This window comes from Halopseudomonas bauzanensis, from assembly GCF_900114735.1.
Taxonomy (GTDB): Bacteria; Pseudomonadota; Gammaproteobacteria; order Pseudomonadales; family Pseudomonadaceae; genus Halopseudomonas; species Halopseudomonas bauzanensis.
Genome location: NZ_FOUA01000002.1, coordinates 210445 through 235500, shown reverse-complemented (window position 1 = coordinate 235500; position 25056 = coordinate 210445). Strand labels below are relative to the sequence as shown.

Genomic DNA, 25056 nt, shown 5'->3' with positions numbered 1-25056 from the left:
GGACCTCCTCTCGGGTTTTAACCTTGTGCCGTGCGTCGCAGTATCAGCAGATGCCGGCTGGCCTGGCAACCGGGTACCGCCAATTCTTCACTGTGGGTCACGGTGAAATCCGCATCCAGAGCCTGCAGTTCGGAGTCGGGATACAGGCCCTTCATGGCCAGCCACTGCGTCTCGGGACCACTCAGATGGCGGGTCAGGTTGGTGAAGTCGGCCAGCGAGCTGAATGCCCTGGACACTATACCGTCAAACAATTGATCCGGGGTAAAAGCCTCCACCCGGCTGTTGACCACCTGCATGTTGCCCAGCCCCAGCTCAAGCTGCACCTGGGTCAGAAAGCGGGTTTTCTTGCCGTTGCTGTCGAGCAGGGTAAATTCGCTGTCCGGCTGCATGATCGCCAGGATCACCCCCGGCATGCCGCCGCCACTGCCCACATCCAGCCAGCGTCCTGCGCTAACGAAGGGCAGCACACTCAGACTGTCGAGCAGATGGCGACTGACCATTTCATCGGGGTTGCGCACCGCGGTCAGGTTGTAGGCCTTGTTCCACTTGTTCAGTAACGTCAGGTAGCCGAGCAGTAACTCAACCTGCCGCTCGGTCAGCGACAGGCCCATCTGTTCAGCACCGCGAACCAGTTCCCTGGCGTGATCAACCATACCGCTCAAGCCTCCCGGGCCAATGTACCGTCGTTCAGCGCATTGCGCTTTTTCAGATGGATCAGCAACAGACTGACTGCCGCCGGAGTGACGCCGGGAATGCGCGATGCCTGGCCCAGGGTCTGCGGACGGATGCTCGCCAGCTTCTGGCTGATTTCCTTGGACAGGCCATTCAGGGTCGCGTAATCCAGATCGGCCGGCAGCAGGGTCTGTTCATGCTGCCGCAGCTTGTCGATCTCGTCCTGCTGCCGCTCGATGTAACCGGCGTACTTGGCATGGATTTCCACCTGCTCGGCGGCATCGGTGGGGATGTCCGTCGCACCGGTGATGCGGGTCAGGGTGGGATAATCCACTTCCGGCCGGCGCAGCAGATCCAACAGGTTGTATTCCCGGGTCAGCGGCGTATTGAAATGCGCGGCAAAGTCCTTGCCGACAGCGCTGGTCGGCTGCACCCAGGTGGAACTCAAGCGCTTCTGCTCCGCCTCGATCGCTTCGCGCTTGGCGCTGAAGGCCGCCCAACGGGCATCATCCACCAGCCCCAGTTCGCGCCCCTTTTCGGTCAGGCGCAGATCGGCATTGTCCTCGCGCAGCACCAGGCGGTACTCGGCGCGGGAAGTGAACATGCGGTAGGGCTCGCGGGTACCCATGGTGATCAGGTCATCCACCAGCACACCGATGTAGGCTTCATCCCGGCGCGGGCACCAGCTTTCCTGATCCTGGGCGCGGCGGGCCGCGTTCAATCCGGCCAACAGGCCCTGGGCCGCCGCTTCTTCGTAGCCGGTGGTGCCGTTGATCTGACCGGCAAAGAACAGACCGCCGATCACCTTGGTTTCCAGCGAGTATTTCAGATCCTGTGGATTGAAATAATCATATTCGATGGCGTAACCCGGACGCAGGATATGGGCATTTTCCATACCGCGGATCGAGCGCACCAACTGCAACTGCACATCGAAGGGCAGCGAGGTGGAAATGCCGTTGGGATACAGCTCATGGGTGGTCAGGCCTTCCGGCTCGATGAATACCTGATGCTGATCCTTGTCGGCAAAGCGATGGATCTTGTCCTCGATCGATGGGCAGTAACGCGGACCGACACCCTCGATCACCCCGGTGTACATGGGTGAACGGTCGAGATTGTTGCGGATGATCTCGTGGGTGCGTTCGTTGGTGTGGGTAATCCAGCAGTTGACCTGCTCGGGATGCTCGTCGGCGCTACCGGTAAACGACATCACCGGGATCGGTGTATCGCCCGGTTGTGCGGTCATCTTCGAGAAATCCACACTGCGTCCGTCGATCCGCGGCGGGGTGCCGGTCTTCAGACGATCGACCCGCAACGGCAATTCACGCAGCCGCCGGGCCAGCGCGATCGCCGGCGGATCACCAGCACGGCCGCCGGAATAATTATCCAGACCGATATGGATCTGCCCACCGAGAAAAGTCCCGGCGGTCAGCACCACGTTATCAGCGAGAAAACGCAGGCCCATCTGGGTCACCACACCGCGTACCTGGTCCTGTTCGACAATCAGGTCGTCACAGGCCTGCTGAAATATCCACAGGTTCGGCTGGTTTTCCAGGGCATGGCGCACTGCCGCCTTGTACAGCACCCGGTCAGCCTGCGCGCGGGTGGCACGCACAGCAGGACCCTTGCGGCTGTTGAGCACGCGGAACTGGATGCCCGCCCGGTCGGTGGCCTTGGCCATCACGCCACCGAGCGCATCGATTTCCTTGACCAGATGGCTCTTGCCGATACCGCCAATGGCCGGGTTGCAGCTCATTTGCCCCAGGGTCTCGACGTTATGACTGAGCAACAACGTCTTCACGCCCATGCGGGCAGCCGCCAACGCTGCCTCGGTACCGGCATGGCCGCCACCAATCACAATCACGTCAAAACGATCCGGAAAATCCACCGTGCACCTCGTTGTCCGGGCTGAGCCGGACGTCGGGAAAAGGGGCTGATTATAGGCGCAGAGGGAAAAAATTGCAGCAGCAGCTGAACATTTTTTGAACAGCCTGTCGGAGCCGCCTGGCAAGCAGGTCATTCATAGAATAAAGATAGAAAATATTTAAAAAGCTTTATGTTAATGCTGTATATGGTGTCGTGTTTATCTGTGGATATCTAATAAAACTCCTTATGAATCATGAAATTGGCAAAAGCATAACCCTGTGCTCCGGCTGGGCACAGCCCGTGACGGGATGGGGGTGGATCCTGTGCATAAGCCAGCCGGTTATCCACAGCCGGGTTTGACCCTGGTTTACGCACAGGGTTATGGGCAGGGCTGAGGGTGAGTTGTACACAGGGCTTATGCGAGCGAAAAGGGGCCGTCGCGGATAACAAGTGAGGGGGAATTTCACGGGGAGGGAAGAATTCGGCGCATGTCAGGAAGAGCACAAGCCCGATTCGCAGCTGAACGAAGAGAGGCCGACTGGTTGATTGCCCATCGACCCGCGTCCACCAGCCGAGTTATTTGCCGATACAGAAGCTGGAAAAGATCCTGCCCAACAGGTCATCCGCACTGAATTCGCCGGTAATGCTGCCCAGGGCCTGCTGCGCCATGCGCAGATCCTCGGCCAGCAGCTCCCCGGCGCCCATCAGGGTCAATTGCCGGTGGCCGTGGTCAAGGTAACTGGCAGCCTCTTCCAGCGCTTCCAGGTGGCGGCGGCGGGCGCTGAACAGGCTTTCCGCGGTCTGTTGATAACCCATGCAGGCTTTCAGGTGATCGCGCAGCAGATCAATGCCGGCGCCACTGCGGGCGCTGAGGTGCAGGCTGACGCTGCCGTCAGCGGCGGTCTGCTGACCAACCGCCGCGCCGATAAGGTCGATCTTGTTGTGGATGAGGGTGATCTTCGCCGGATCGGGCCGTTGATCGAGAAACTCGGGCCACAGCTGGTCCGGCTCGTTTGCCTCTGGCTGACTGGCATCCACCATCAGCAAGATGCGATCGGCATCGGCAATGGCAGCCATGGCGCGTTCGACGCCGATCTTCTCCACCACATCATCGGTATCGCGCAGACCGGCGGTGTCGATGATATGCAGCGGCATGCCATCGATGTGGATATGTTCGCGCAGGATATCCCGGGTGGTGCCGGCAATATCGGTGACGATGGCACTTTCGCGGCCGGCCAGGGCATTGAGCAGGCTGGACTTGCCGGCATTGGGCCGACCGGCGATAACCACCGTCATGCCGTCGCGCAGCAGCGCGCCTTGCCCGGCTTCCCGGTGTACCTGAGCCAACTGCGCCTGAACAGCCTGCAGCTGGCCGAGCACGTGGCCATCGGCAAGAAAGTCGATCTCCTCTTCCGGGAAATCAATCGCCGCTTCGACATAGATGCGCAGGCTGATCAGCGCTTCGGTCAATCCATGCACACGCTGGGAAAACGCACCCTGCAGTGACTGCACGGCATTGCGCGCCGCCTGTTCGGAGCTGGCTTCGATCAGATCGGCGATGGCTTCAGCCTGGGCCAGATCGAGCTTGTCGTTGAGAAAGGCCCGTTCGCTGAATTCACCGGGCCGGGCCAGGCGCGCGCCCAGTCGCAGGCAAGCCTTGAGCAGCATATCCATGACCACCGGACCGCCATGCCCATGCAGTTCCAGCACATCTTCACCGGTAAAGGAATGTGGGCCGGGAAAATACAGGGTAAGGCCATGATCCAGAGTAAGACCCTGGTCCTGGAACGGGCCGTAATGGGCGTGCCGCGGGGTGGGCGTCAGGCCGCCGAGCTGCCGAGCGATATCCAGCGCCGCCGCGCCGGACACCCGGACAATACCGACTCCGCCCTGGCCTGGCGGGGTGGCGATGGCAGCAATGGTGTCGGCGTGATAAGGGCGGCTCATGATGCGTTCCTGTCGATGGGTCAAAGAATAGATAGCAAAACGCCCCGAAATCGGGGCGTTTGCGAGGGTAGCCTGGCGGCGGAGATCAATCCTTCTCCGCGGCGCCTTCGATCTGCCGGGTAATGTACCACTGTTGCGCGATCGACAGGATGTTGTTGACCACCCAGTACAGCACCAGACCAGCCGGGAACCACAGGAAGAAGAAGGTGAAGATGATCGGCAGCATCTTCATTACCTTGGCCTGCATCGGGTCCGGCGGAGTCGGGTTGAGCTGCTGCTGGATGAACATGCTCACGCCCATCAGGATCGGCAGGATGAAGTAGGGATCCTTCAGCGACAGGTCGGTAATCCAGCCAATCCACGGGGCTTGGCGCATCTCGACGCTTTCCATCAGGGTCCAGTACAGGGCGATGAACACCGGCATCTGTACCAGGATCGGCAGGCAGCCACCCAGTGGATTGATCTTTTCCTTCTTGTACAGCTCCATCATGCCCTGGGACATCTTCTGGCGGTCGTCGCCAAACTGCTCGCGCAGCGCCTGCAGCTTGGGCGCAACCCGACGCATGTTGGCCATGGAGCGGTAGCTGGTGGCAGAAAGCGGGAAAAATACCAGCTTGATGAGGACGGTCAGCAGGATGATGCTCCAGCCCCAGTTGCCGACCATACTGTGAATCAGACTCAGTACCCAGAACAGCGGCTGGGCGATAAACCACAGGAAACCGTAGTCGACAGTCAGTTCCAGGCCAGGGGATATTTCCTTCAGGCGATCCTGATCCTTCGGACCGGCATAGAAATCGGCACTGATGGTGGCCTGCTCACCGGCAGACAGGTTCACCGCCGGGCTGACAAAACCGACGATGTAGTTGCCCTGGCTGTCCTTGCGGGTCTGATAGACATGCTGCTGTTCAGCATTCGGAATCCAGGCGCTGACAAAATAGTGCTGCAGCCAGGCGATCCAGCCACCTTCGATGGTTTCCTTCAGGCGGCTGTCATCCATCTTGCCGAGTTTGAGTTTCTCGTAGGAGTTCGACGAACTCCAGTAGGCGGCACCCAGGAAGGTGGCCATGCCAGTAGCGCTGGAACTGGATGGATCACCGCTGCTGTCACGCTTGATCTGGCCGAACAGGCTGCCGGTCCAGGTGCTGTCGCTCTGGTTGTCGATCAGGTAGTCGACGTCGATCAGGTAGTCACCCCGGTTGAAGGTGAACCGCTTGATGTAATTGACATCGTTCTCGCTGAAATGCAGATCAACGGTCAGGCTGTCGCTGCCCTCGGCCAGCTGGTAGCTGGTTTGTTCGACGCTGTACAACGGCCGACCATTGGCGCGGGCATCCGGACCGTTACGCCCGGCCAGTCCACTTTGCGCGACATAGGTACGGCTGTTGCTCTGCTCGAGCAGCTGGAACGGCAGATCGGGACGATCCTTGCGGGTCGGGTAGGCCGGCAACGACAGGGCGACGATATCGCCACCCAGCGGATTGATGCTGACGTTCAGGGTATCGGTCTGGACACTGATCAGGCCGGAAGGAGTAGTGGCAGTCTGTACCGGCGTGGTCGGCACGTCGCCGGTTACTGGCTCGACCGCCTGTGGAACATCACCATCAGCGCCTTCGCTAGCGGGCAGTGATGGCAAATCACCATTCGCCATGCTCATCTCGGTTTCGCTGGCCGGCAGCGGTTCACCCTGACCGTAATCATTGTTCCACTGCAGAACCATGAGGTAGGTGATCACGAGCAAGGCAGCTATGAGGATGTTTCGTTGCATGTTCATGGTTTATTTGGCCATCCGAGAAGAACGGTTGTTCTGTAGGGGTACAGGGTCATAGCCACCCGGGTTCCAGGGATGACAGCGGGACAAGCGTCGCGCACTGAGCAGGCTGCCCTTGAGAAAACCATGTTGTTCGATGGCTTCCTGGGCATAGCAGGAACAGGAGGGGTAGAAACGACAATGACTGGCCATCAGCGGGCTGATAGCGTAACGGTAAACCTTGATCAGTCCGAGCGCGATACTACGCATTGGATGATGGGGGTCCGGAATTGCGGGTGCGATTGTACTTGTCAGCGGCCTTGTTCAGCCGGCGCCACATGTCCTGGAACAGGACATGCAACGCGGCATTGTCAAGCTCGCCCAGACCCTTGCGGGCCAGGACGACGATATCCAGGTGATCCAACTCAGCACGATGGTGTCTGAAGGACTCACGAGCAATACGCTTGACCTTGTTACGGTCAACCGCATGGCGGACATTCTTCTTGGCAATGACCAGCCCCAATCGTGCCTGTGCCTGGCTGTTATGCCGGGCCAATAACAACAGATTGGGGCCAGAGGCCTTACAGGTGGCTCCATCGAATACGTTCTTGAACTGAGCAGGCGTCAATAGCCGGTGTTCAGGACCGAATCCGAGATCCACCTGTAGTTCCGGTCTTAAGCTGACAGCTTGTGACGGCCTTTGGCACGACGACGAGCCAGAACGGCACGGCCGTTCTTGGTAGCCATACGAGCACGGAAACCGTGGTTGCGCTTGCGCTTCAAAACGCTGGGTTGAAATGTTCTTTTCATCTTCAGATACCTGAGTAATTCACGACAGAGCCGCTAAGCCCTTTCAAGGGATCGGAGATTCTAGAGAAGAAGGACCGCGAGGTCAATTTGAATTCTGTCCCCCAGCAGATAAATCACGATACAAGACAATACAAAGAGAAAGAATTTTAAAAGATAGTTTATGTAGATCTTAATAGGTAGCGGGTTTTCTGTGGATAACCGACGCCAGGCCTGAGCCAGCCAGTGTTCTGGCGATCGAAAACCCGGTGGGCAAATTGTGAGCGGAGCCCCTGCGAGCTTGTGCTCCTCCTGTGGATAAGCATGATGGATATCCACAGCCCGATTTATCCCCGCCGTTCGGATGGTCTTGCCAACAGGCTGGTACAGCAATTGTCCACAAGGCTTACGCGGCGCGAATGGCGGCGTTTTATCACAGGGCAGAAGGATCCTGAGGGCATTCTGGAAGCCTTTATGCTTGAGAATGGACACGCCTGGTTACCCAGCATGTGTGTGGATAACTGAGGGGGGACAGGCTAGAATACAGGCTGTTTTCGTCGGCTCACCGGACCGGTGTTCCACGGACCATTTTCAACAAGCAACTCGAGCCACGCAGGCTTGAAGTCGGGGGAATTTAGTGTCTGTTGTACTCTGGCAGCAATGCATTGATTTTTTGCGTGATGAGCTTCCATCCCAGCAGTTCAACACCTGGATTCGTCCCCTTCAGGTAGAAGGGGATCATGGAGAGTTGCGCCTGTATGCGCCCAATCGCTTTGTACTGGATTGGGTCAATGACAAGTATCTGAATCGCATCCAGGAACTGCTGGATGATTTGTCCCAGGGGCAGGCGCCGCTGGTTTCGCTGTTGATCGGCAGCCGCCGTAGTAGCGCGGCGAGTGCGGCGGCGCCCCAGGCACCCGTTGCCCCGGCGGCTATCACGGCAACGCCCGTCGCCGAACCGCCACCGCCGCCAGCGACGCCAGCGACGCCCCGGGCGCAAGCGACTACCCAGGGCTTTCAACCCGAGCCTGGCCCCTATGACAAGCGCAGCGAAGAAGACCCGCGGCCGCCGCAACGGGCCGACCAGCCGAATAATGCGGTGGTCAAGCACACCAGCTATCTGAACCGCAGTTTCACCTTCGAGAACTTCGTCGAAGGTAAATCCAACCAACTGGCCCGGGCGGCTGCCTGGCAGGTGGCGGACAACCCGCGCCATGGTTACAACCCGCTGTTCCTTTATGGTGGTGTGGGTCTGGGCAAGACGCATCTGATGCATGCCGTTGGCAATCATCTGTTGAAAAAGAATCCTGCGGCGAAGATTGTCTACCTGCATTCCGAGCGTTTTGTCGCCGACATGGTCAAGGCGCTGCAGATGAACGCGATCAATGACTTCAAGCGGTATTACCGTTCGGTCGATGCGCTATTGATTGACGATATTCAGTTCTTCGCCAAGAAGGAGCGCTCCCAGGAAGAATTCTTCCATACTTTCAATGCCTTACTTGAGGGTAACCAGCAAGTTATCCTGACCAGTGATCGCTATCCGAAAGAAATCGATGGTCTGGAAGAGCGCTTGAAATCCCGCTTTGGCTGGGGCCTGACCGTGGCCGTGGAGCCGCCGGAACTGGAAACACGGGTGGCCATTCTGATGAAGAAGGCCGAGCAGTCGCGTATTGACCTGCCCCATGATGCCGCGTTCTTCATTGCCCAGCGCATTCGCTCCAACGTTCGCGAGCTGGAAGGCGCCCTCAAGCGAGTGATCGCCAGCGCGCATTTCATGGGTCGGGATATCACCATCGAGCTGATCCGCGAATCGCTCAAGGACTTGCTCGCGCTGCAGGACAAGCTGGTCAGTATCGATAATATCCAGCGTACCGTCGCTGAGTACTACAAGATCAAGGTGGCAGACATCCTGTCCAAGCGCCGCTCGCGCTCGGTCGCCCGGCCCCGTCAGGTCGCCATGGCACTGTCCAAGGAGCTGACCAACCACAGCTTGCCGGAGATCGGCGATGCCTTTGGCGGACGGGATCACACAACTGTGCTGCACGCCACAAGAAAGATCGCGGAATTACGTGAAATTGATGCGGATATCCGCGAAGATTACAAAAACCTGCTACGGACGCTGACCACCTGAGCGTATGTACCAGGCAAACAGCCAACCTGCACGAGGTCGAAGGAAGACAATGCAATTTACCATCCAGCGCGAAGCCCTGTTGAAACCACTGCAACTGGTGGCTGGTGTCGTCGAACGTCGGCAGACATTGCCAGTGCTGTCCAACGTTCTAGTGGTCGTTGATGGGAATACACTGTCGCTGACCGGCACCGATCTTGAAGTCGAGCTGATCGGCCGAATCCCCCTGGAAGAACAGGCTGAGCCCGGCGAGATTACCGTACCTGCGCGCAAGCTGATGGATATCTGCAAATCCCTGCCAGACGATTCGACGATCAATTTTCGTGTTGAAGAAGGCAAGGCTATCCTCAAGGCCGGGCGTAGCCGCTTCACCTTGACTACCCTGCCCGCTGCGGATTTCCCGAATGTGGAAGACGGCGAGAGCGCGATGAATTTCGCGGTCAGCCAGAACAAGCTGCGCCGCCTGATTGAGCGCACCGGTTTCGCCATGGCGCAGCAGGATGTTCGTTATTACCTCAACGGCATGCTGCTGGAAATCAATGCCGGCCAGCTGCGCGCTGTTGCCACCGACGGGCACCGCATGGCGATGTGCACTGTCGATGCCAATATCGACTATCAGGAAAAGTACCAGCTGATCGTTCCGCGCAAAGGGATTCTCGAACTTGCCCGCCTGCTGGGTGAAGCGGATGACCTGATCAATATCACGCTTGGTACCCACCACATCCGCGCGACCACAGGCGACTTCACCTTCACTTCCAAGCTGGTCGATGGCAAGTTTCCTGATTACGAACGGGTATTGCCGCGTGGCGGTGACAAGGTGGTACTGGCTGATCGGCAATCCCTGCGTAACGCCTTCAGCCGCACGGCCATTCTGTCCAACGAGAAGTACCGCGGCATTCGGCTGATGCTCAGCGACGCAATGCTCAAGATCCAGGCTAACAACCCGGAGCAGGAAGAAGCTGAGGAAGATACTGTAGTCGATTATTCCGGCGCGCCGCTGGAGATCGGGTTCAACGTCAGTTACCTGCTCGATGTAATGAACGTGCTGAGCAATGAGCAAATCAAGATGACGCTGTCTGATGCCAACAGCAGTGCCCTGGTTCAAGAGTCCGAATCGGACGACAGCCTCTACGTCGTCATGCCTATGCGTCTCTGAGCTGCATGCCGCTCAAGCGACTCACCGTCACCGCGGTGCGCAATCTGCACCCGGTGACGCTTCACCCTTCCCCCCGCATCAACATCATTTCCGGCGCCAACGGTAGTGGCAAGACCAGCCTATTAGAAGCCATCCATATTCTTGGCCTGGCGCGCTCCTTTCGCAGCACCCGCTTGCAGCCCGTAATTCAACATGGTCAGGATGCCTGCACCGTTTTTGCCGAACTCGTTCTGAGCAATGGTCTGGCTTGTTCCATAGGCATTACCCGCGGCAAACAGGCCGATTACCAGATACGGATTGATGGGCAGACGGTGCGGAGCACGGCACAACTGGCCGAAACGCTACCCTTACAACTGATCAACCCAGACAGTTTCCGCTTGCTTGAAGGCGCGCCGAAACAGCGCCGTCAGTATCTGGATTGGGGAGTGTTCCACGTGGAACATCAGTTCCTCCCGGTATGGCAGCGTTTGCAAAAAAGTCTGAAACAGCGTAATAGCCTGCTGCGACGTGGTAGAATACAACGTTCGATGCTGGTCCCCTGGGAAACGGAGTTGGTTTCTGCCGGGGAGCGGATAGACGATTTCAGACGATCCTACCTGCTGCGGTTGAAGCCGGTGTTTGAGGAAATCCTGGCTCGATTGCTACCGCTCGATGATCTGACCCTTAGCTACTATCGCGGTTGGGATAAGGAGCGGGGTTTGGCTCAAGTGCTCGACGACCAGTTCGAACGCGATAGTCAGCTGGGGTATACCCAGTCGGGGCCTCAGCGAGCAGATTTGCGGCTACGCGTGAAAGGCATGAACGCGGTGGATATTTTATCGCGGGGGCAGCAGAAGTTGGTTGTTTGTGCGTTGAAAATCGCGCAAGGCTATCTTTTACGCCAGTTGGGAGCATCCCAGGAATCAGTGTTTCTGGTGGATGACCTGCCGTCCGAATTGGATGAACGACATCGCCGGGCGCTCTGCAGCCTGCTGGAAGATCTGCAGTGTCAGGTCTTTATCAGTTGTGTTGATGACCAGCAAATGCAGGATTGTTGGAAAAACGATACACCATTGTCGATGTTCCACGTGGAACATGGACGCATTGTGCAGACTGAATAATGTCTGGGAGTGATTATAAATGACCGAAGAAAGAGCTTACGATTCATCAAGTATCAAGGTCCTCAAAGGCCTTGATGCGGTGCGTAAACGCCCCGGCATGTATATCGGTGACACGGACGACGGAACCGGTCTGCATCACATGGTGTTCGAGGTGGTGGACAACTCCATTGACGAGGCGCTGGCCGGCCACTGTTCGGATATCACCATCATCATCCATACCGATGAATCCATTACCGTACAGGATGATGGCCGGGGTATCCCGGTTGATATCCACGAAGAAGGCGTATCGGCTGCCGAGGTCATCATGACCGTACTGCACGCCGGCGGTAAATTCGATGACAATAGCTACAAGGTATCCGGCGGGCTGCACGGCGTAGGGGTTTCGGTGGTCAACGCGCTCTCTGAAGAGCTGATCATGACCATTCGGCGGTCGGGTAAGGTATGGGAGCAAACTTACCGTCACGGCGTCCCTCAGGCCCCTCTGGAGGCCATAGGTGACACTGAGGGCAGCGGCACCCAGATTCACTTCAAACCCTCGGCGGAAACCTTCACCAGCATCAGTTTCAGCTGGGACATTCTGGCCAAGCGCCTGCGGGAACTGTCCTTCCTCAACTCGGGTGTGGGTATCCACCTGATTGACGAGCGTACCGGCAAGCGCGAGCTGTTCCGCTATGAAGGCGGTCTGCGTGCCTTCGTTGAATACCTCAACGTCAACAAGTCCACCATCAACTCCGTATTCCACTTCAATATACAGCGGGACGACGGCATCGGTGTGGAAGTGGCGATGCAGTGGAACGACAGTTTCAACGAAAGCCTGCTGTGCTTCACCAACAATATTCCCCAGCGCGATGGTGGTACTCACCTGGCGGGCTTCCGCAGTGCATTGACCCGCTCGCTGAACAGCTACATCGAACAGGAAGGCCTGCTGAAGAAGCTGAAGGTCAGCACCTCCGGCGATGATGCCCGTGAAGGTCTCACCGCCATCATTTCGGTGAAAGTGCCGGATCCCAAGTTCTCTTCCCAGACCAAGGACAAACTGGTTTCCTCCGAGGTGAAAACCGCGGTTGAACAGGAAATGAACAGGTTCTTCAGTGACTATCTGCTGGAAAAGCCCAACGAAGCCAAGTCCGTGGTTGGCAAGATGATCGATGCCGCCCGGGCCCGCGAAGCTGCGCGCAAGGCGCGGGAAATGACCCGCCGCAAGGGTGCGCTGGATATCGCCGGCCTGCCCGGCAAACTGGCCGACTGCCAGGAAAAGGATCCCGCGCTGTCCGAACTCTACATTGTGGAAGGAGACTCCGCGGGCGGTTCTGCGAAGCAGGGCCGTAACCGCAAGACGCAGGCAATCCTGCCGCTCAAGGGCAAGATCCTCAACGTGGAGAAGGCCCGCTTCGATCGCATGCTGTCATCCCAGGAAGTCGGCACACTGATCACCGCACTGGGCTGTGGTATTGGCCGTGACGAGTTCAATATCGAAAAGCTGCGTTACCACAACATCATCATCATGACCGATGCCGATGTTGACGGCGCGCACATCCGTACTCTGCTGCTGACCTTCTTCTTCCGTCAGATGCCCGAGCTGATCGAGAAAGGCTACATCTACATCGCCCAGCCGCCGCTGTACAAGATCAAGAAAGGTAAGCAGGAACAGTACCTCAAGGATGATGAGGCGCTGGAGGATTATCTGACCCAATCGGCACTCGAGGATTCCTACCTGTACGTTAACGAGCACGCCCCGGGCATTACCGGCGAAGGCCTCGAGCGTCTGGTCAATGAATACCGTGGTGTAATGAAGACCCTCAATCGCCTGGGCCGTCTCTATCCCCAGGTATTGATGGAACAGCTGATCTATGTGCCGCGCCTGACGAAAGAAAATCTGGCAGACAAGGTGTTCATGGATAACTGGTTGATTCCATTTGAAAAATTGGTAAAAGAAGAAGAGAGCTCCGGACAGGAATACCGGGTCAGCTTGCGCGAGGATAAGGAACGTCAGCTCTGGTTGCCCGAGGTTGAAAGTATCAGCCACGGCCATACCAGCTATGTGACCTTCAACCGCGATCTGTTTGCCAGTAACGACTACGGTGCCATCGCGGATCTGGGCGAGAAGCTGCAGAGCCTGCTGGAAGACGGCGCCTATATTCAGCGTGGTGAGAAGAAGAAGCCGATCCGCTACTTCAAGGAAGCCATCGAATGGATGATGAACGAAACCGCTCGCCGTCACACCATTCAGCGCTATAAGGGACTGGGCGAAATGAACGCTGACCAGCTGTGGGAAACCACCATGGACCCGGACAACCGGCGCATGCTGCAGGTCACCATCGAAGACGCCATCGGCGCCGACCAGATCTTCAACACCCTGATGGGTGACCACGTGGAACCGCGCCGCGAGTTTATCGAGCGCAATGCATTGGCGGTATCCAACCTGGATGTGTGATTCCAGGTGAATAAAAAATCCCCGGCTGGAGCGATCCGCTGGGGATTTTTTTGGGGGTGGCGGAAGTCTTACTGCAAGGAAGAGGCTAGTCGGCAGGGCTGTGCCGACACGCCGTAAACACATCCATGTGGGCTCGCGGTTGCCATCCGTGGCAACCGACGGTCGGCCCAACCCTGCCGACCAACCTCTTCCACTCGCTCTCACGTTGCTGTTGGTTGGAAACCGCCTGACAACAAATGTCAGCCAACTCAGCCAGCCTGCATTTCCCGCATAGCCTGATTCACCCACGCCTCGGCCTGCTTGTTGACCTCTACGATGGAGCGCGGGTCCTGGCCTTTGGGATAGATAGCCGGCCCGATTCTCACCTGCACAGTACCCGGGCGCTTGCCCCAGCCGTTGCGCGGCCAGAACTCACCGGCGTTATGGGCTACCGGGATCACCGGAGCGTTGTTGGCGCAGGCCAGGGCGCTACCGCCGCGGGTGAACTTGATCGGGTTGCCGGGCAGCACGCGGGTGCCTTCGGGGAATACCAGCACCCAGACGCCCGCTCGCAGGCGCTGGCCGCCGATGCGGCTGAGCTGCTGCAGGGAGTTGCGCGCCTTGCTGCGGTCGATGGCGATGGGCTTGAGCAGAGCGAAGGCCCAGCCGAAGAAAGGCACGTAGAGCAGTTCCTTCTTGATCAGCTGGGTCTGTGGACGGAAGATCTGCTGCAGGAAGAAGGTTTCCCAGGTGCTTTGGTGATTGGAGAGAATCACGCCGGGCTGATCGGGAATGTTTTCCTGGCCGACCACTTCATAGCGAATACCGACCAGCCATTTGGTCAGCCAGATGGCAAACCGGCACCAGCACTCCAGAATCAACTTGAAGCGGGTGCGGTAAGGCAGCAAGGGACCGATGATCAGCATCGGCACCGCCCACAAGATTGCACTGGCGGACAACAGCAGATAGAACAGGGTGACGCGCAAGGCCATGAGTACGGACATGGAGTCAGGTTTCCAGCAGGTAACTGGCCACTGCGGCCAGATCATCGAACACACGGGTACCGGCAGGCAGTGACTTGCCTTCAGTAGCCCGACCTTTACCGGTACGCACCAGATAGGGCTGACACCCTACTGCCGCACCCGCCTGCAGATCCCGCAGGCTATCGCCGACCGTGGGCACACCATCGAGCGTGACGGCGTAATGCTCGGCGATCTGCCGGAACAGTCCTGACAGCGGCTTGCGGCAGTCGCAGCCATCATCCGGACCATGTGGGCAATGCCGGATCAGGTCCACGTGCCCGCCCTGTGCCGCGACCAGCTCACGCAGGCGCTGATGCATGGCTTCCAGCGTCTGGGCAGTGAAATAGCCGCGGGCCAGACCGGACTGGTTGGTAGCCACGGCTACTGTCCAGCCCGCCTTGCTCAGCCGTGCGATCGCCTCGATGGACCCCGGTAACGGATGCCACTCAGCTACGGATTTGACGAAGGCGTCGGAGTCTTCGTTGATGACTCCGTCGCGGTCGAGAATAATCAGCTTCATCCGAGCAGCGAGATATCGGCAACACCCAGGAACAGGCCGCGCAGGCGAGCCAGCAGCGCGTACCGGTTGGCTTTGATCTGCGGATCCTCGGCGTTGACCAGCACCTGGTCGAAGAAGCTGTCCACCGGCTCGCGCAGCGACGCCAGGCGCTCCAGGCTGGCCTGGTACTGCCGATCGGCTGCCAGCGGCCCGACATCGCTCTCAGCGGCTTGTACCGCTTGTGCCAGTGTCTGCTCGGCAGCTTCGTTCAGCAGTGCCGGGTCGATAACCTCAGGTACCGGGTCTTCGGACTTGGCCAGGATATTGGATACCCGCTTGTTGGCTGCGGCCAACGCTTCGGCTTCAGGCAACCGGCGGAAAGCCTGCACGGCCTGTACCCGCTGATCGAAATCAAGCGGCGAATGGGGGTGCACGGCCCGCACCGACTGGTACACGGCCACGTCGATGCCTTCGTCCTCATAGCGGGCGCGCAGGCGATCGAAGATGAACTCCTGCACCTGATCGACCAAGCCTTCGCCCTTCACGGCGGCGCCGTATTGATTGACGGCGGTCTGCAAGGCGGCATGCAAATCCAGCTCCAGTCGCTTCTCGATCAGGATCCGCAACACACCCAGGGCGGCGCGGCGCAGGGCATAGGGGTCCTTGCTGCCGGTGGGCAGCATGCCGATACCGAAGATGCCGACCAGGGTATCGAGCTTGTCGGCCAGCGCTACCGCGGCGCCGGTCAGGGTACTCGGCAATTCGGCGCCGGCGCCGCGTGGCATGTACTGCTCGTTCAGTGCCAGGGCCACGTCTTCAGCTTCGCCATCATGCTGGGCATAGTAATACCCGGCAATGCCCTGCAGCTCGGGGAACTCGCCAACCATTTCGCTGGCCAGATCGCATTTGCTCAGCAACCCGGCGCGGGTGGCGTTGGCCGGGTCGCCGCCGATGCGCTCGGCGATGAAGGCAGCCAGGTTGGACACCCGTACGGCCTTGTCGTAGACGCTGCCCAGTTGGGCCTGGAATACGACGCTGGCCAGCCGCTGGTTGTTGTGTTCCAGCGGATGTTTCTTGTCCTGCTGGAAGAAGAACTCGGCATCGGTCAGCCGCGGGCGCACGACCTTCTCGTTGCCGGCAATGATCTGCGCCGGATCGGTGCTTTCGATGTTGGCCACGGTGATGAAGCGCGGCAGCAGGCGGCCGTTGGCATCCAGCAGGCAGAAGTACTTCTGGTTGTCCTGCATGGTGGAAATCAGCGCTTCCTGGGGCACGTCGAGGAACCGTTCTTCGAAGCTGCACACCAGCGGCACCGGCCACTCGACCAGGGCGGTAACTTCGTCCAGCAGGTCGTCGGGGATGATCGCGGTGCCCTGCTGTTCGGCGGCCAGTTGTTCCACGCGCTGGCGGATCAGTTCGCGGCGTTCGGCGAAGTCGGCAATGACGTGGGCCTGGCGCAGGGCATCGGCATAGCTGGCCGGTGTGCTGATGCGCACCTCGCCAGGATGGTGGAAGCGGTGACCGAGGGAGGTACGGCCGGCCTGCTGGGACAGGATCTCGCCGGGAATCATGCTGTCGCCCTGCAACATCACCAGCCACTGGGTGGGACGCACGAACTCGGTCTTGCCGGCACCCCAGCGCATGCGCTTGGGAATCGGCAGCGCCGCCAAGGCGTTATCCACAATCTGTGGCAGCAGTTCAGCAGCGGGCTGACCGGCGATGGTCTGCACATGGCGCAGGCGCGGGCCGCTCTGATCCAGTTCGCTCAACTCCACGCCGCATTTGCGGGCGAAGCCCAAAGCGGCCTGGGTCGGCTGGCCCTCGGCATCGAAGGCCGCCTTGACTGGCGGGCCGTCCATCTGACTGGTGCGGTCGGGCTGCTGGGTCGCCAGTTGCTCGACGAACACTGCCAGGCGCCGCGGGGCGGCATAGTAGCGGGTGGACTCATAGGCCAGACCGGCTTCGTTCAAACCTTTTTCCACACCCTCGAGGAAAGCTTCGGCCAGGCGCTTCAGCGCCTTGGGTGGCAGCTCTTCGGTGCCCAGTTCAACCAGAAAATCGAGTGCCAGCATCATTCGGCCTCCTTCAGTTTGGCCAGTACTTCATCACGCAGTTCGGGGTTGGCCATGGGGAAGCCGAGCTTGGCGCGGGCATGCAGATAGCTCTGGGCAATCGACCGGGCCAGGGAGCGCACGCGCAGGATGTAGCGCTGGCGTTCGGTTACCGATATCGCCCGGCGCGCATCCAGCAGGTTGAAGGTATGGGAGGCCTTCATCACCATTTCATAGGCTGGCAGCGGCAGTTCGGCTGCGGTCAGGCGGTTGGCTTCGCCTTCGTAGAAGTCGAACAGATCGAACAGTTTGTCGATATTGGCGTGTTCGAAATTGTAGGTCGACTGCTCTACCTCGTTCTGGTGGAACACGTCGCCATAGGTGACTTTGCCGAACGGGCCATCGGAATAGACCAGGTCGTAGACCGAGTCGACGCCCTGCAGGTACATGGCCAGGCGCTCCAGCCCGTAGGTGATTTCGCCGGTGACCGGATAGCACTCAACGCCACCCACCTGCTGGAAGTAGGTGAACTGGGTGACTTCCATGCCGTTCAGCCAGACCTCCCAGCCCAGCCCCCAGGCGCCCAGGGTTGGCGATTCCCAATTGTCTTCGACGAAGCGGATGTCATGCACCAGCGGGTCGATGCCGATGTGGCGCAGCGAATCCAGGTACAGTTCCTGGATGTTGTCCGGGTTCGGCTTGAGCACTACCTGGAACTGGTAGTAATGCTGCAGACGGTTGGGGTTCTCGCCATAGCGGCCATCCGCCGGGCGGCGGCTGGGCTGGACATAGGCGGCGTTCCAGTTTTCCGGGCCGATGGAGCGCAGGAAGGTCGCGGTGTGGAAGGTACCGGCACCGACTTCCATGTCATAGGGCTGGAGTAATACACAGCCCTGCTGCGCCCAGAAGTTCTGCAGCGCGAGGATCAGGCCCTGGAAGGTCTGGGCGGCGGGATTGGTCTGAGTCACGTTTTTCACCGGTCAACTGTGAAGAAAGGGCGAAGTATACAATCCCCGCGGGACGGCATACAGCATGGCGGGATATTTGTCGCCTGGTTGGCGGCGCAGATGTCGAGCACCCGTTGCAATGCTAAGCCCCTGGGGGGCGTCGAGCACCAGCTCGATGAGCGGAGTCAGCCGGCAACACCATGGCTGCCGGCCAGTCCTGGTACGAGCTGGTGCTCGAACCTCCCAGGGGGGCTCTCCTGATCCACTCAGCTGACGACCCGGTAGGACGGCTGATAGGCGCTACCGTTGGGTAGCTTCATCCGCTGCTGTTCGACGAAGGCGGTCAACAGTGCCTCCAGTGGCTGCATGATCTCCGGATCACCATGGATCTCGTAGGGCCCGTATTGCTCGATCAAGCGGATGCCCTTGTCCTTGACGTTGCCGGCGACGATGCCGGAGAACGCTCGACGCAAGTTGGCCGCCAGTTCATGGGGCGGGGTGCTGCGGCGCAGCTCCAGGTTGGCCATGTTTTCGTGGGTCGGATCGAAGGGCCGCTGGAAGCCCTCTTCAATCTTCAGCAACCAGTTGAAATGGAAGGCATCACTGCGTTCGCGGCGGAAGCGCTCCACCTCTGCCAGGCCCTGCTTCATCTTGCGCGCCACCAGCACCGGATCCTCGATGATGATCTCGTAGCGCGCCTGGGCCTGCGAGCCGAGCGTGGCACCGACAAATTCATGCAATTGCTGCAGGTAGCCAGCCGACTCCTGCGGTCCGGTCAGGATCAGCGGGAATGGCAGTTCGCTGTTGTCCGGGTGCAGCAGAATACCCAGCAGATAGAGGAACTCTTCGGCGGTGCCGACGCCGCCGGGGAAGATGATGATACCGTGGCCGACCCGAACGAAGGCTTCCAGGCGCTTTTCGATATCCGGCAGGATCACCAACTCGTTGACGATGGGGTTGGGCGCCTCGGCGGCAATGATGCCCGGTTCGGTCAGGCCCAGGTAACGGCCATCGATGACGCGCTGCTTGGCATGGGCAATGGTTGCGCCCTTCATCGGTCCCTTCATCACGCCCGGGCCGCAACCGGTGCAGATATCCATATTGCGCAGGCCCAGCTCGTGGCCGACCTTCTTGGTGTATTTGTATTCCTCGGTATTGATCGAGTGCCCGCCCCAGCACACCACCATCCTGGGCTCCACGCCGGGCGTCAGCGTGCGGGCGTTGCGCAGCAGGTGAAAGACGTAATCGGTGATGCCATTGGAGGTACTCAGGTCCACCCGCTGGTTGCGCAATTCACTCTCGGTGTAGACGATATCGCGCAGGGCGCTGAACAGCATTTCCCGGGTACTGGAAATCATCTGGCCATCGACAAAGGCATCGGCTGGCGCGTTGCGTAATTCCAGGCTGACGCCGCGATCGAGCTGGTGGATATGCACCTCGAAATCGGCATAGGCTTCGAGGATGGTCTTGGCGTTATCGACCCGGGCACCGGTATTGAGGATGGCCAACGCACACTGGCGGAACAACTGATAGGTGCTGCCGGAACCGGCTTCACTCAACTGCTGGACTTCACGCTGGGACAGGATTTCCATACTGCCCCGGGGAGTAACTGAAACATTGACGACGTGTCTAGGCATTATCGCTTCCGCGTTGAAAATGGATACCCCATCTTACGCTACAGCTACCCGGCCGATACAACGGGAGCTGGTATAAACTGTTTCGACCGGTAATCAGGAGCACCGCCTTGAAATCATCCCGCAACGACCTGTCCCGCTGCCATTGGTGTTCCGCGGACCCGATCTACCAGGCTTATCACGACCAGGAATGGGGCGTGCCCGAATACGATGCCCAGCGGCTGTTCGAGAAGCTCCTGCTTGATGGCTTTCAGGCGGGCCTGTCCTGGATCACCATTCTGAAGAAGCGCGAGCGTTACCGGCAGGTCTATCAGGGGTTCGATGCGCAGTTCATGGCGGCGCAGACCGATGCCGATCTGCAGGAGTTGATGTTGGACCCCGGTATCATCCGCAATCGCCTCAAGGTGCATGCGGCGCGACAGAATGCCCGGGCCTGGCTGGCCCTGGCCGAGCAGACGGACCCCGCTGCCTGGCTCTGGCAGTTCGTCGGCGGCCAGCCGCTGATCAACCATTTTGCTGTCCATGCCGAGGTGCCAGCCATCACCACCGAGGCCCAGGCCATGAGCAAGGCATTGAAGCAGGCCGGCTTCAGTTTTGTCGGACCGACCATCTGTTATGCGTTCATGCAGGCGACCGGCATGGTTATGGACCATACTCTGGATTGTTTCCGCCATGCCGAACTGGCTGGCGGAGCTGCTACTGTCAAACAACAATAATGATGGAGAACATCCATGCAATTGACCAAACGACTGAGTCTGCTGGCCGCTGCCGCGGCGCTGACCGCCACCACCGCGGTATTCGCCGCACCCACCTATATCAATGTGCTCACGGGCGGCACCAGCGGGGTGTATTACCCGATCGGTGTGGCCATCTCCCAGCTGTACGGGCAGATCGACGGCGCCCGGCCCTCGGTGCAGGCCACCAAGGCCTCGGTGGAGAACCTCAACCTGCTGCAGTCCGGCCGCGGTGAACTCGCCTTCGCCCTCGGCGACTCGGTCGCCGATGCCTGGAATGGTGTCGAGGACGCGGGCTTCAAGGCGCCACTCAAGCGGCTGCGGGCGATTGCCGGAACCTACAATAACTATATTCAGGTGGTCGCCAGTGCAGAGTCCGGCATCAAGACCCTGGAAGACCTCAAGGGCAAGCGTATTTCGGTCGGTGCGCCCAAGTCCGGTACCGAACTCAATGCCCGGGCGATCTTCGCTGCCGCCGGGCTGAGCTACGAGGATATGCGTCGGGTCGAATTCCTGCCCTATGCCGAATCCGTCGAGTTGATCAAGAATCGCCAGCTGGACGCCACCCTTCAGTCCTCCGGTCTGGGCATGGCGGCCATTCGTGACCTGGCCAGCACCATGCCGGTGAATTTCGTCGCCATTCCCGGCGATGTAGTGGAGAAGATCAACAATCCGGCCTATCAACCGGGCGTGATTCCGGCCGGTACCTATGATGGTCAGGACGAGGACGTACCCACTGTGGGCATCACCAATATCCTGGTCAGCCACGAAAAGGTCGACGAAGAAGTCGCCTATCAGATGACCAAGCTGATCTTCGACAACCTGGATGCCCTGGGCAACGCCCATGCTGCCGCCAAGGCAATCAAGCTGGAGAGTGCGGCGCAGAACCTGCCGATTCCCCTGCATCCTGGCGCCGAGCGGTTCTACCGGGAAGCGGGTGTTCTGGAATAGGTAGCAGGGAGTAGTCTATGAGTGAATACCAGGGGCTCCACGCGAGCCCCGCCGAGTGGCCCAAGGCGCTGTTCTATGTGGCGTTGTTGTTTTCCTGCTACCAGATCATCACCGCCGCTTTTCACCCCGTGTCCACCCAGGTGTTGCGGGCGGGGCACGTCGGCTTTCTGCTGATGTTGGTGTATCTGAGCTATCCGCTGCGCGGCAAGGCGCGCCCCTGGCAGCCGCTCGCCTGGGTGCTGGCGCTGGCGGGCATGGCGACCTTTTTCTATCAGTGGTATTTCGAAGCGGATCTGATCCAGCGATCGGGTGACCTGACCAGCCTGGACATGGTGGTTGGCCTGGTGCTGATCGTGCTGGTCTTCGAGGCGGCGCGGCGCGTGATGGGGATTGCCCTGCCGATCATCTGTGGGCTGTTCCTGGCCTATGGACTGTTCGGCAACCATCTGCCCGGCGATCTGGCGCACCGGGGATACGGGCTGGATCAGGTGGTCAACCAGCTGTCCTTCGGCACCGAAGGGCTGTACGGCACGCCCACCTACGTCTCGGCCACCTATATCTTCCTGTTCATCCTGTTCGGTTCGTTCCTGGAGCAGGCCGGGATGATCCGCCTGTTTACCGATTTCGCCATGGGCCTGTTCGGCCACCGGGCCGGTGGACCGGCCAAGGTATCGGTGGTCTCGTCGGCGCTGATGGGCACTATCACTGGCTCCGGGGTAGCCAACGTGGTGACCACCGGCCAGTTCACCATTCCACTGATGAAGCGTTTCGGTTATCGGGCGGCCTTTGCCGGCGGTGTCGAGTCCACGTCCAGCATGGGCAGCCAGATCATGCCGCCGGTCATGGGGGCGGTGGCTTTCATCATGGCCGAGACCATCAACGTGCCCTATGTCGAGGTAGCCAAGGCGGCGTTGATACCGGCCCTGCTGTATTTCGGCTCGGTATTCTGGATGGTCCATCTGGAAGCCAGACGCTCGAAACTCAATGGCTTGCCGAAGGATGAATGCCCCAGTGCCTGGGATGCGGTCCGTCAGCGCTGGTTTCTGCTGATTCCGCTGATCATATTGATCTGGCTGCTGTTCTCCGGGCGCACGCCCATGTTTGCCGGAACCGTGGGGCTGGCGCTGACCGCTATCGTGATTCTTGGCTCGGCATTGATTCTGCGATTGTCATCCACCGCACTGCGGGTGGTGTTCTGGATTGTGCTGGGGATTCTCTGCGCCGGTTTCTTCCAGTTGGGGATCGGTGTCATCTTCGGGGTCATTGGTGCGCTGGTAGTGGCTTGCTGGTTCATCAAGGGGGGGCGCGACACCCTGCTGATCTGTTTGCACGCGCTGGTTGAAGGGGCGCGCCATGCGGTGCCGGTGGGCATTGCCTGTGTGCTGGTGGGGGTGATCATCGGCATCGTCTCGCTGACCGGGGTGGCCTCGACCTTTGCCGGTTACATTCTCGCCGTGGGTCAGGACAGTCTGTTCCTGTCGCTGCTGCTGACCATGCTCACCTGTCTGGTGTTGGGCATGGGCATTCCGACGATCCCCAATTACATCATCACCAGTTCCATTGCCGCGCCGGCGTTGCTGGATCTGGGCGTGCCGCTGATCGTCTCGCACATGTTCGTGTTCTATTTCGGCATCATGGCTGACCTGACCCCACCGGTGGCGCTGGCCTGCTTTGCCGCAGCGCCGATCGCCCGGGAGAACGGTTTGAAAATCAGCCTGTGGGCGGTGCGCATCGCCGTCGCCGGCTTCGTCGTGCCGTTCATGGCAGTCTACAGCCCGGCGCTGATGATGCAGGGCGGGGACTGGTCGGCGGTGCTGTACATGCTGGTCAAGGCGGGCTTCGCCATCGGCCTGTGGGGTATCGTCTTCACCGGCTATTGCCTGCGCCCGCTGGTCTGGTGGGAAAAACTGCTGGGCTTCGCTGCTGGCGCGTTGATGGTCCTGGCTTTGCCGATTACCGATGAACTGGGTTTCGCCCTGGGTCTGCTCTTTCTTGCGCAGCACTGGTGGCGGTCACGGCGCGTGCGCAGTCCGGCATGAATGCGCTGTGTCTCGGCTTGGCCGGGGTGATCTGGGCGCAGCTGCCGCTGGCCGAGTTCACCCTGGCCTGGCAGCACAGTGTGGAGAAGATCCGGTGGGAGGAGGACTATCAGCTCGACCCGGCTGGCCTGCTGCTGCGCGAGGCGCGAATCCGCGGCAGTGGCGCCGGGATGGATATTCCGCAGGACGCCATATTGCGTGATGGCAGCTGGCATTATCGGCCGCAGCTACCGGCATTGCAGCCGCTGCGGCTGGGGCGCAGCGATGCCCCGGCGGTGGGCGATTACCAGTTATGCAGCGAAGCTGGCTGTCGGCCCCTGGCCGATTGGCTGGGGCCACCGAGCCCGCAGCGACCGGTGGTGGAATTGTGGAGTTGTCAGCCGTCGGTGGGCTGATGCCAGTGCGCAGGCTACAATGGCGTTTTTTCAGGTTGGAGAGTGGTGAGTGAAAAGGCTCAAGGGCGCTATCACGGTGGGGTTTCTCAAACTGTTCGCGTTACTGCCCTTCGGCGTGGCGCAGCGCCTCGGAGCGGCGGTGGGCTGGCTGATGTGGAAGCTGCCGAACCGGTCGCGTGACGTGGTACGCATCAACTTCGCCCATTGCCTGCCGGAACTGCCACCCGCCGAGCGGGAACGGCTGGTCGGCGAGACGCTGGTCAATATCGGTCGCAGCTTCGCCGAAAGTGCCTGTGCCTGGATGTGGAGTCCGCAGAAAACCGTGGCCCTGATCAAGGAAGTGGAAGGCGAGCAGCTGCTCGATGAAGCGCTGGCCGAGGGCAAGGGGCTGGTCGGCATCACCAGTCATCTGGGCAACTGGGAAGTGCTCAACCACTGGTATTGCCTGAAATGCTCACCGATCATCTTCTATCGCCCACCCAAGCAGAAGGCGGTGGATGAGTTGTTGCAGAAACAGCGCACCCAGTTGGGTAACAAGGTGGCGGCGTCCACCCGCGAAGGCATCATCAGCGTCATGCGCGAGGTGCGTCGGGGTGGCGCGGTTGGTATTCCCGCCGACCCGGAGCCGGCGCTGAAGAGCGGCCTGTTCGTGCCCTTCTTCGGTATCCAGGCGTTGACCAGCAAATTCGTGCCTGGCCTGCTCAAGGGCGGTGCGGCCAACGGCGTGTTCCTGCATTGCGTACGCCTGCCTGATCACAGCGGCTTCAAGGTGATCGTCGAGCGTGCCCCCGCGGCGCTCTACAGCGAGGATGAAACCGAGGCGGTGGCGGCGATGAGCGCCTGCATCGAGAGCTACGTGCGGCGCTGGCCCAGCCAGTACATGTGGAGCATGAAACGCTTCAAGAAACGCCCCGCCGGCGAAAAGAAATGGTATTGAACTGAACCGGTAGCAAATGACAAGGACAGCACTCC

The 25056-nt window shown here is 59.7% G+C and carries 22 protein-coding genes; 10 read left to right on the top strand and 12 right to left on the bottom strand.

Annotated features, from left to right (window positions below):
- Nucleotides 1-17 precede the first annotated feature (17 nt).
- From rsmG to rpmH, 7 genes are all read right to left on the bottom strand, one after another.
- The gene (gene rsmG / locus BM267_RS07465; protein ID WP_036991608.1) at nucleotides 18-662 is read right to left on the bottom strand and encodes a 16S rRNA (guanine(527)-N(7))-methyltransferase RsmG; all 645 of its coding nucleotides are present in this window, start codon (nucleotides 660-662) and stop codon (nucleotides 18-20) included.
- Nucleotides 659-2557: a tRNA uridine-5-carboxymethylaminomethyl(34) synthesis enzyme MnmG gene (gene mnmG / locus BM267_RS07460; protein ID WP_036991605.1), complete on the bottom strand. Its 1899-nt coding sequence runs from the start codon at nucleotides 2555-2557 to the stop codon at nucleotides 659-661. The genes rsmG and mnmG overlap by 4 nt, the downstream gene beginning before the upstream one ends.
- Nucleotides 2558-3111: 554 nt before the next feature.
- Complete coding sequence (mnmE, locus tag BM267_RS07455; RefSeq protein WP_074779013.1) at nucleotides 3112-4482, bottom strand: tRNA uridine-5-carboxymethylaminomethyl(34) synthesis GTPase MnmE; 1371 nt, start codon at nucleotides 4480-4482, stop codon at nucleotides 3112-3114.
- An 85-nt stretch (nucleotides 4483-4567) separates the two neighbouring features.
- Nucleotides 4568-6253 (bottom strand): membrane protein insertase YidC, encoded by a 1686-nt coding sequence (gene yidC / locus BM267_RS07450; protein ID WP_074779015.1) that lies wholly within the window; start codon nucleotides 6251-6253, stop codon nucleotides 4568-4570.
- A 3-nt stretch (nucleotides 6254-6256) separates the two neighbouring features.
- Entirely contained in the window at nucleotides 6257-6499 is a 243-nt protein-coding gene (gene yidD / locus BM267_RS07445) for a membrane protein insertion efficiency factor YidD (protein WP_074779017.1), read from the bottom strand.
- Nucleotides 6492-6890 (bottom strand): ribonuclease P protein component, encoded by a 399-nt coding sequence (rnpA, locus tag BM267_RS07440; protein WP_074779019.1) that lies wholly within the window; start codon nucleotides 6888-6890, stop codon nucleotides 6492-6494. The genes yidD and rnpA overlap by 8 nt, the downstream gene beginning before the upstream one ends.
- 14 nt (nucleotides 6891-6904) lie before the next feature.
- Nucleotides 6905-7039 (bottom strand): 50S ribosomal protein L34, encoded by a 135-nt coding sequence (rpmH, locus tag BM267_RS07435; protein WP_074779021.1) that lies wholly within the window; start codon nucleotides 7037-7039, stop codon nucleotides 6905-6907.
- Between the two features lie 300 nt (nucleotides 7040-7339).
- Between rpmH and BM267_RS07430 the strand changes: the two genes are divergently transcribed.
- The 5 genes from BM267_RS07430 (at nucleotide 7340) to gyrB (ending at nucleotide 13833) form a co-directional block, all read left to right on the top strand.
- The gene (locus tag BM267_RS07430) at nucleotides 7340-7540 is read left to right on the top strand and encodes a hypothetical protein (protein ID WP_136868567.1); all 201 of its coding nucleotides are present in this window, start codon (nucleotides 7340-7342) and stop codon (nucleotides 7538-7540) included.
- Nucleotides 7541-7652: 112 nt separating this feature from the next.
- Nucleotides 7653-9146: a chromosomal replication initiator protein DnaA gene (dnaA, locus tag BM267_RS07425; RefSeq protein ID WP_074779023.1), complete on the top strand. Its 1494-nt coding sequence runs from the start codon at nucleotides 7653-7655 to the stop codon at nucleotides 9144-9146.
- A 49-nt stretch (nucleotides 9147-9195) separates the two neighbouring features.
- Nucleotides 9196-10299, top strand: a complete 1104-nt coding sequence (dnaN, locus tag BM267_RS07420) for a DNA polymerase III subunit beta (protein WP_036991598.1) — start codon at nucleotides 9196-9198, stop codon at nucleotides 10297-10299.
- Between the two features lie 5 nt (nucleotides 10300-10304).
- Nucleotides 10305-11399 (top strand): DNA replication/repair protein RecF, encoded by a 1095-nt coding sequence (recF, locus tag BM267_RS07415; protein WP_074779025.1) that lies wholly within the window; start codon nucleotides 10305-10307, stop codon nucleotides 11397-11399.
- 19 nt (nucleotides 11400-11418) lie between these two features.
- Entirely contained in the window at nucleotides 11419-13833 is a 2415-nt protein-coding gene (gyrB, locus tag BM267_RS07410; RefSeq protein WP_074779027.1) for a DNA topoisomerase (ATP-hydrolyzing) subunit B, read from the top strand.
- 248 nt (nucleotides 13834-14081) lie between these two features.
- On the opposite strand, the gene BM267_RS07405 is transcribed toward gyrB, so the two are convergent.
- The 5 genes from BM267_RS07405 to ppnN all read right to left on the bottom strand — a co-directional run bounded on the left by BM267_RS07405 (nucleotide 14082) and on the right by ppnN (nucleotide 19968).
- Nucleotides 14082-14816, bottom strand: coding sequence for a lysophospholipid acyltransferase family protein (locus tag BM267_RS07405; RefSeq protein ID WP_036991595.1), 735 nt, complete (start codon nucleotides 14814-14816; stop codon nucleotides 14082-14084).
- Nucleotides 14817-14820: 4 nt separating this feature from the next.
- On the bottom strand, nucleotides 14821-15354 hold the full coding sequence (gene gmhB, locus BM267_RS07400; RefSeq protein ID WP_036991593.1) for a D-glycero-beta-D-manno-heptose 1,7-bisphosphate 7-phosphatase: 534 nt from the start codon (nucleotides 15352-15354) through the stop codon (nucleotides 14821-14823).
- Nucleotides 15351-17405 carry a glycine--tRNA ligase subunit beta gene (glyS, locus tag BM267_RS07395; protein ID WP_074779273.1) on the bottom strand — a complete coding sequence of 685 codons (2055 nt, stop codon included), beginning with the start codon at nucleotides 17403-17405 and terminating at the stop codon, nucleotides 15351-15353. The genes gmhB and glyS overlap by 4 nt, the downstream gene beginning before the upstream one ends.
- On the bottom strand, nucleotides 17405-18352 hold the full coding sequence (gene glyQ, locus BM267_RS07390; protein ID WP_036991591.1) for a glycine--tRNA ligase subunit alpha: 948 nt from the start codon (nucleotides 18350-18352) through the stop codon (nucleotides 17405-17407). Before glyQ ends, glyS begins: the two co-directional genes overlap by 1 nt.
- A 245-nt stretch (nucleotides 18353-18597) precedes the next feature.
- Nucleotides 18598-19968: a nucleotide 5'-monophosphate nucleosidase PpnN gene (gene ppnN / locus BM267_RS07385; protein ID WP_074779029.1), complete on the bottom strand. Its 1371-nt coding sequence runs from the start codon at nucleotides 19966-19968 to the stop codon at nucleotides 18598-18600.
- 128 nt (nucleotides 19969-20096) lie between these two features.
- Here ppnN and BM267_RS07380 point away from each other — a divergent pair, with 128 nt between their 5' ends.
- The 5 genes from BM267_RS07380 to BM267_RS07360 are packed head-to-tail and all read left to right on the top strand — an operon-like array spanning nucleotide 20097 to nucleotide 25021.
- Complete coding sequence (locus BM267_RS07380; RefSeq protein WP_074779275.1) at nucleotides 20097-20681, top strand: DNA-3-methyladenine glycosylase I; 585 nt, start codon at nucleotides 20097-20099, stop codon at nucleotides 20679-20681.
- A 15-nt stretch (nucleotides 20682-20696) separates the two neighbouring features.
- The gene (locus BM267_RS07375) at nucleotides 20697-21650 is read left to right on the top strand and encodes a TAXI family TRAP transporter solute-binding subunit (protein WP_074779031.1); all 954 of its coding nucleotides are present in this window, start codon (nucleotides 20697-20699) and stop codon (nucleotides 21648-21650) included.
- 17 nt (nucleotides 21651-21667) lie between these two features.
- The gene (locus BM267_RS07370; protein WP_074779033.1) at nucleotides 21668-23689 is read left to right on the top strand and encodes a TRAP transporter permease; all 2022 of its coding nucleotides are present in this window, start codon (nucleotides 21668-21670) and stop codon (nucleotides 23687-23689) included.
- A complete protein-coding gene (locus BM267_RS07365) occupies nucleotides 23686-24084 on the top strand; it encodes a DUF1850 domain-containing protein (RefSeq protein ID WP_074779036.1) in 399 nt (132 codons plus the stop codon). The genes BM267_RS07370 and BM267_RS07365 overlap by 4 nt, the downstream gene beginning before the upstream one ends.
- A 49-nt stretch (nucleotides 24085-24133) precedes the next feature.
- Nucleotides 24134-25021 (top strand): lysophospholipid acyltransferase, encoded by an 888-nt coding sequence (locus BM267_RS07360; RefSeq protein WP_036991583.1) that lies wholly within the window; start codon nucleotides 24134-24136, stop codon nucleotides 25019-25021.
- Nucleotides 25022-25056: the final 35 nt, after the last annotated feature.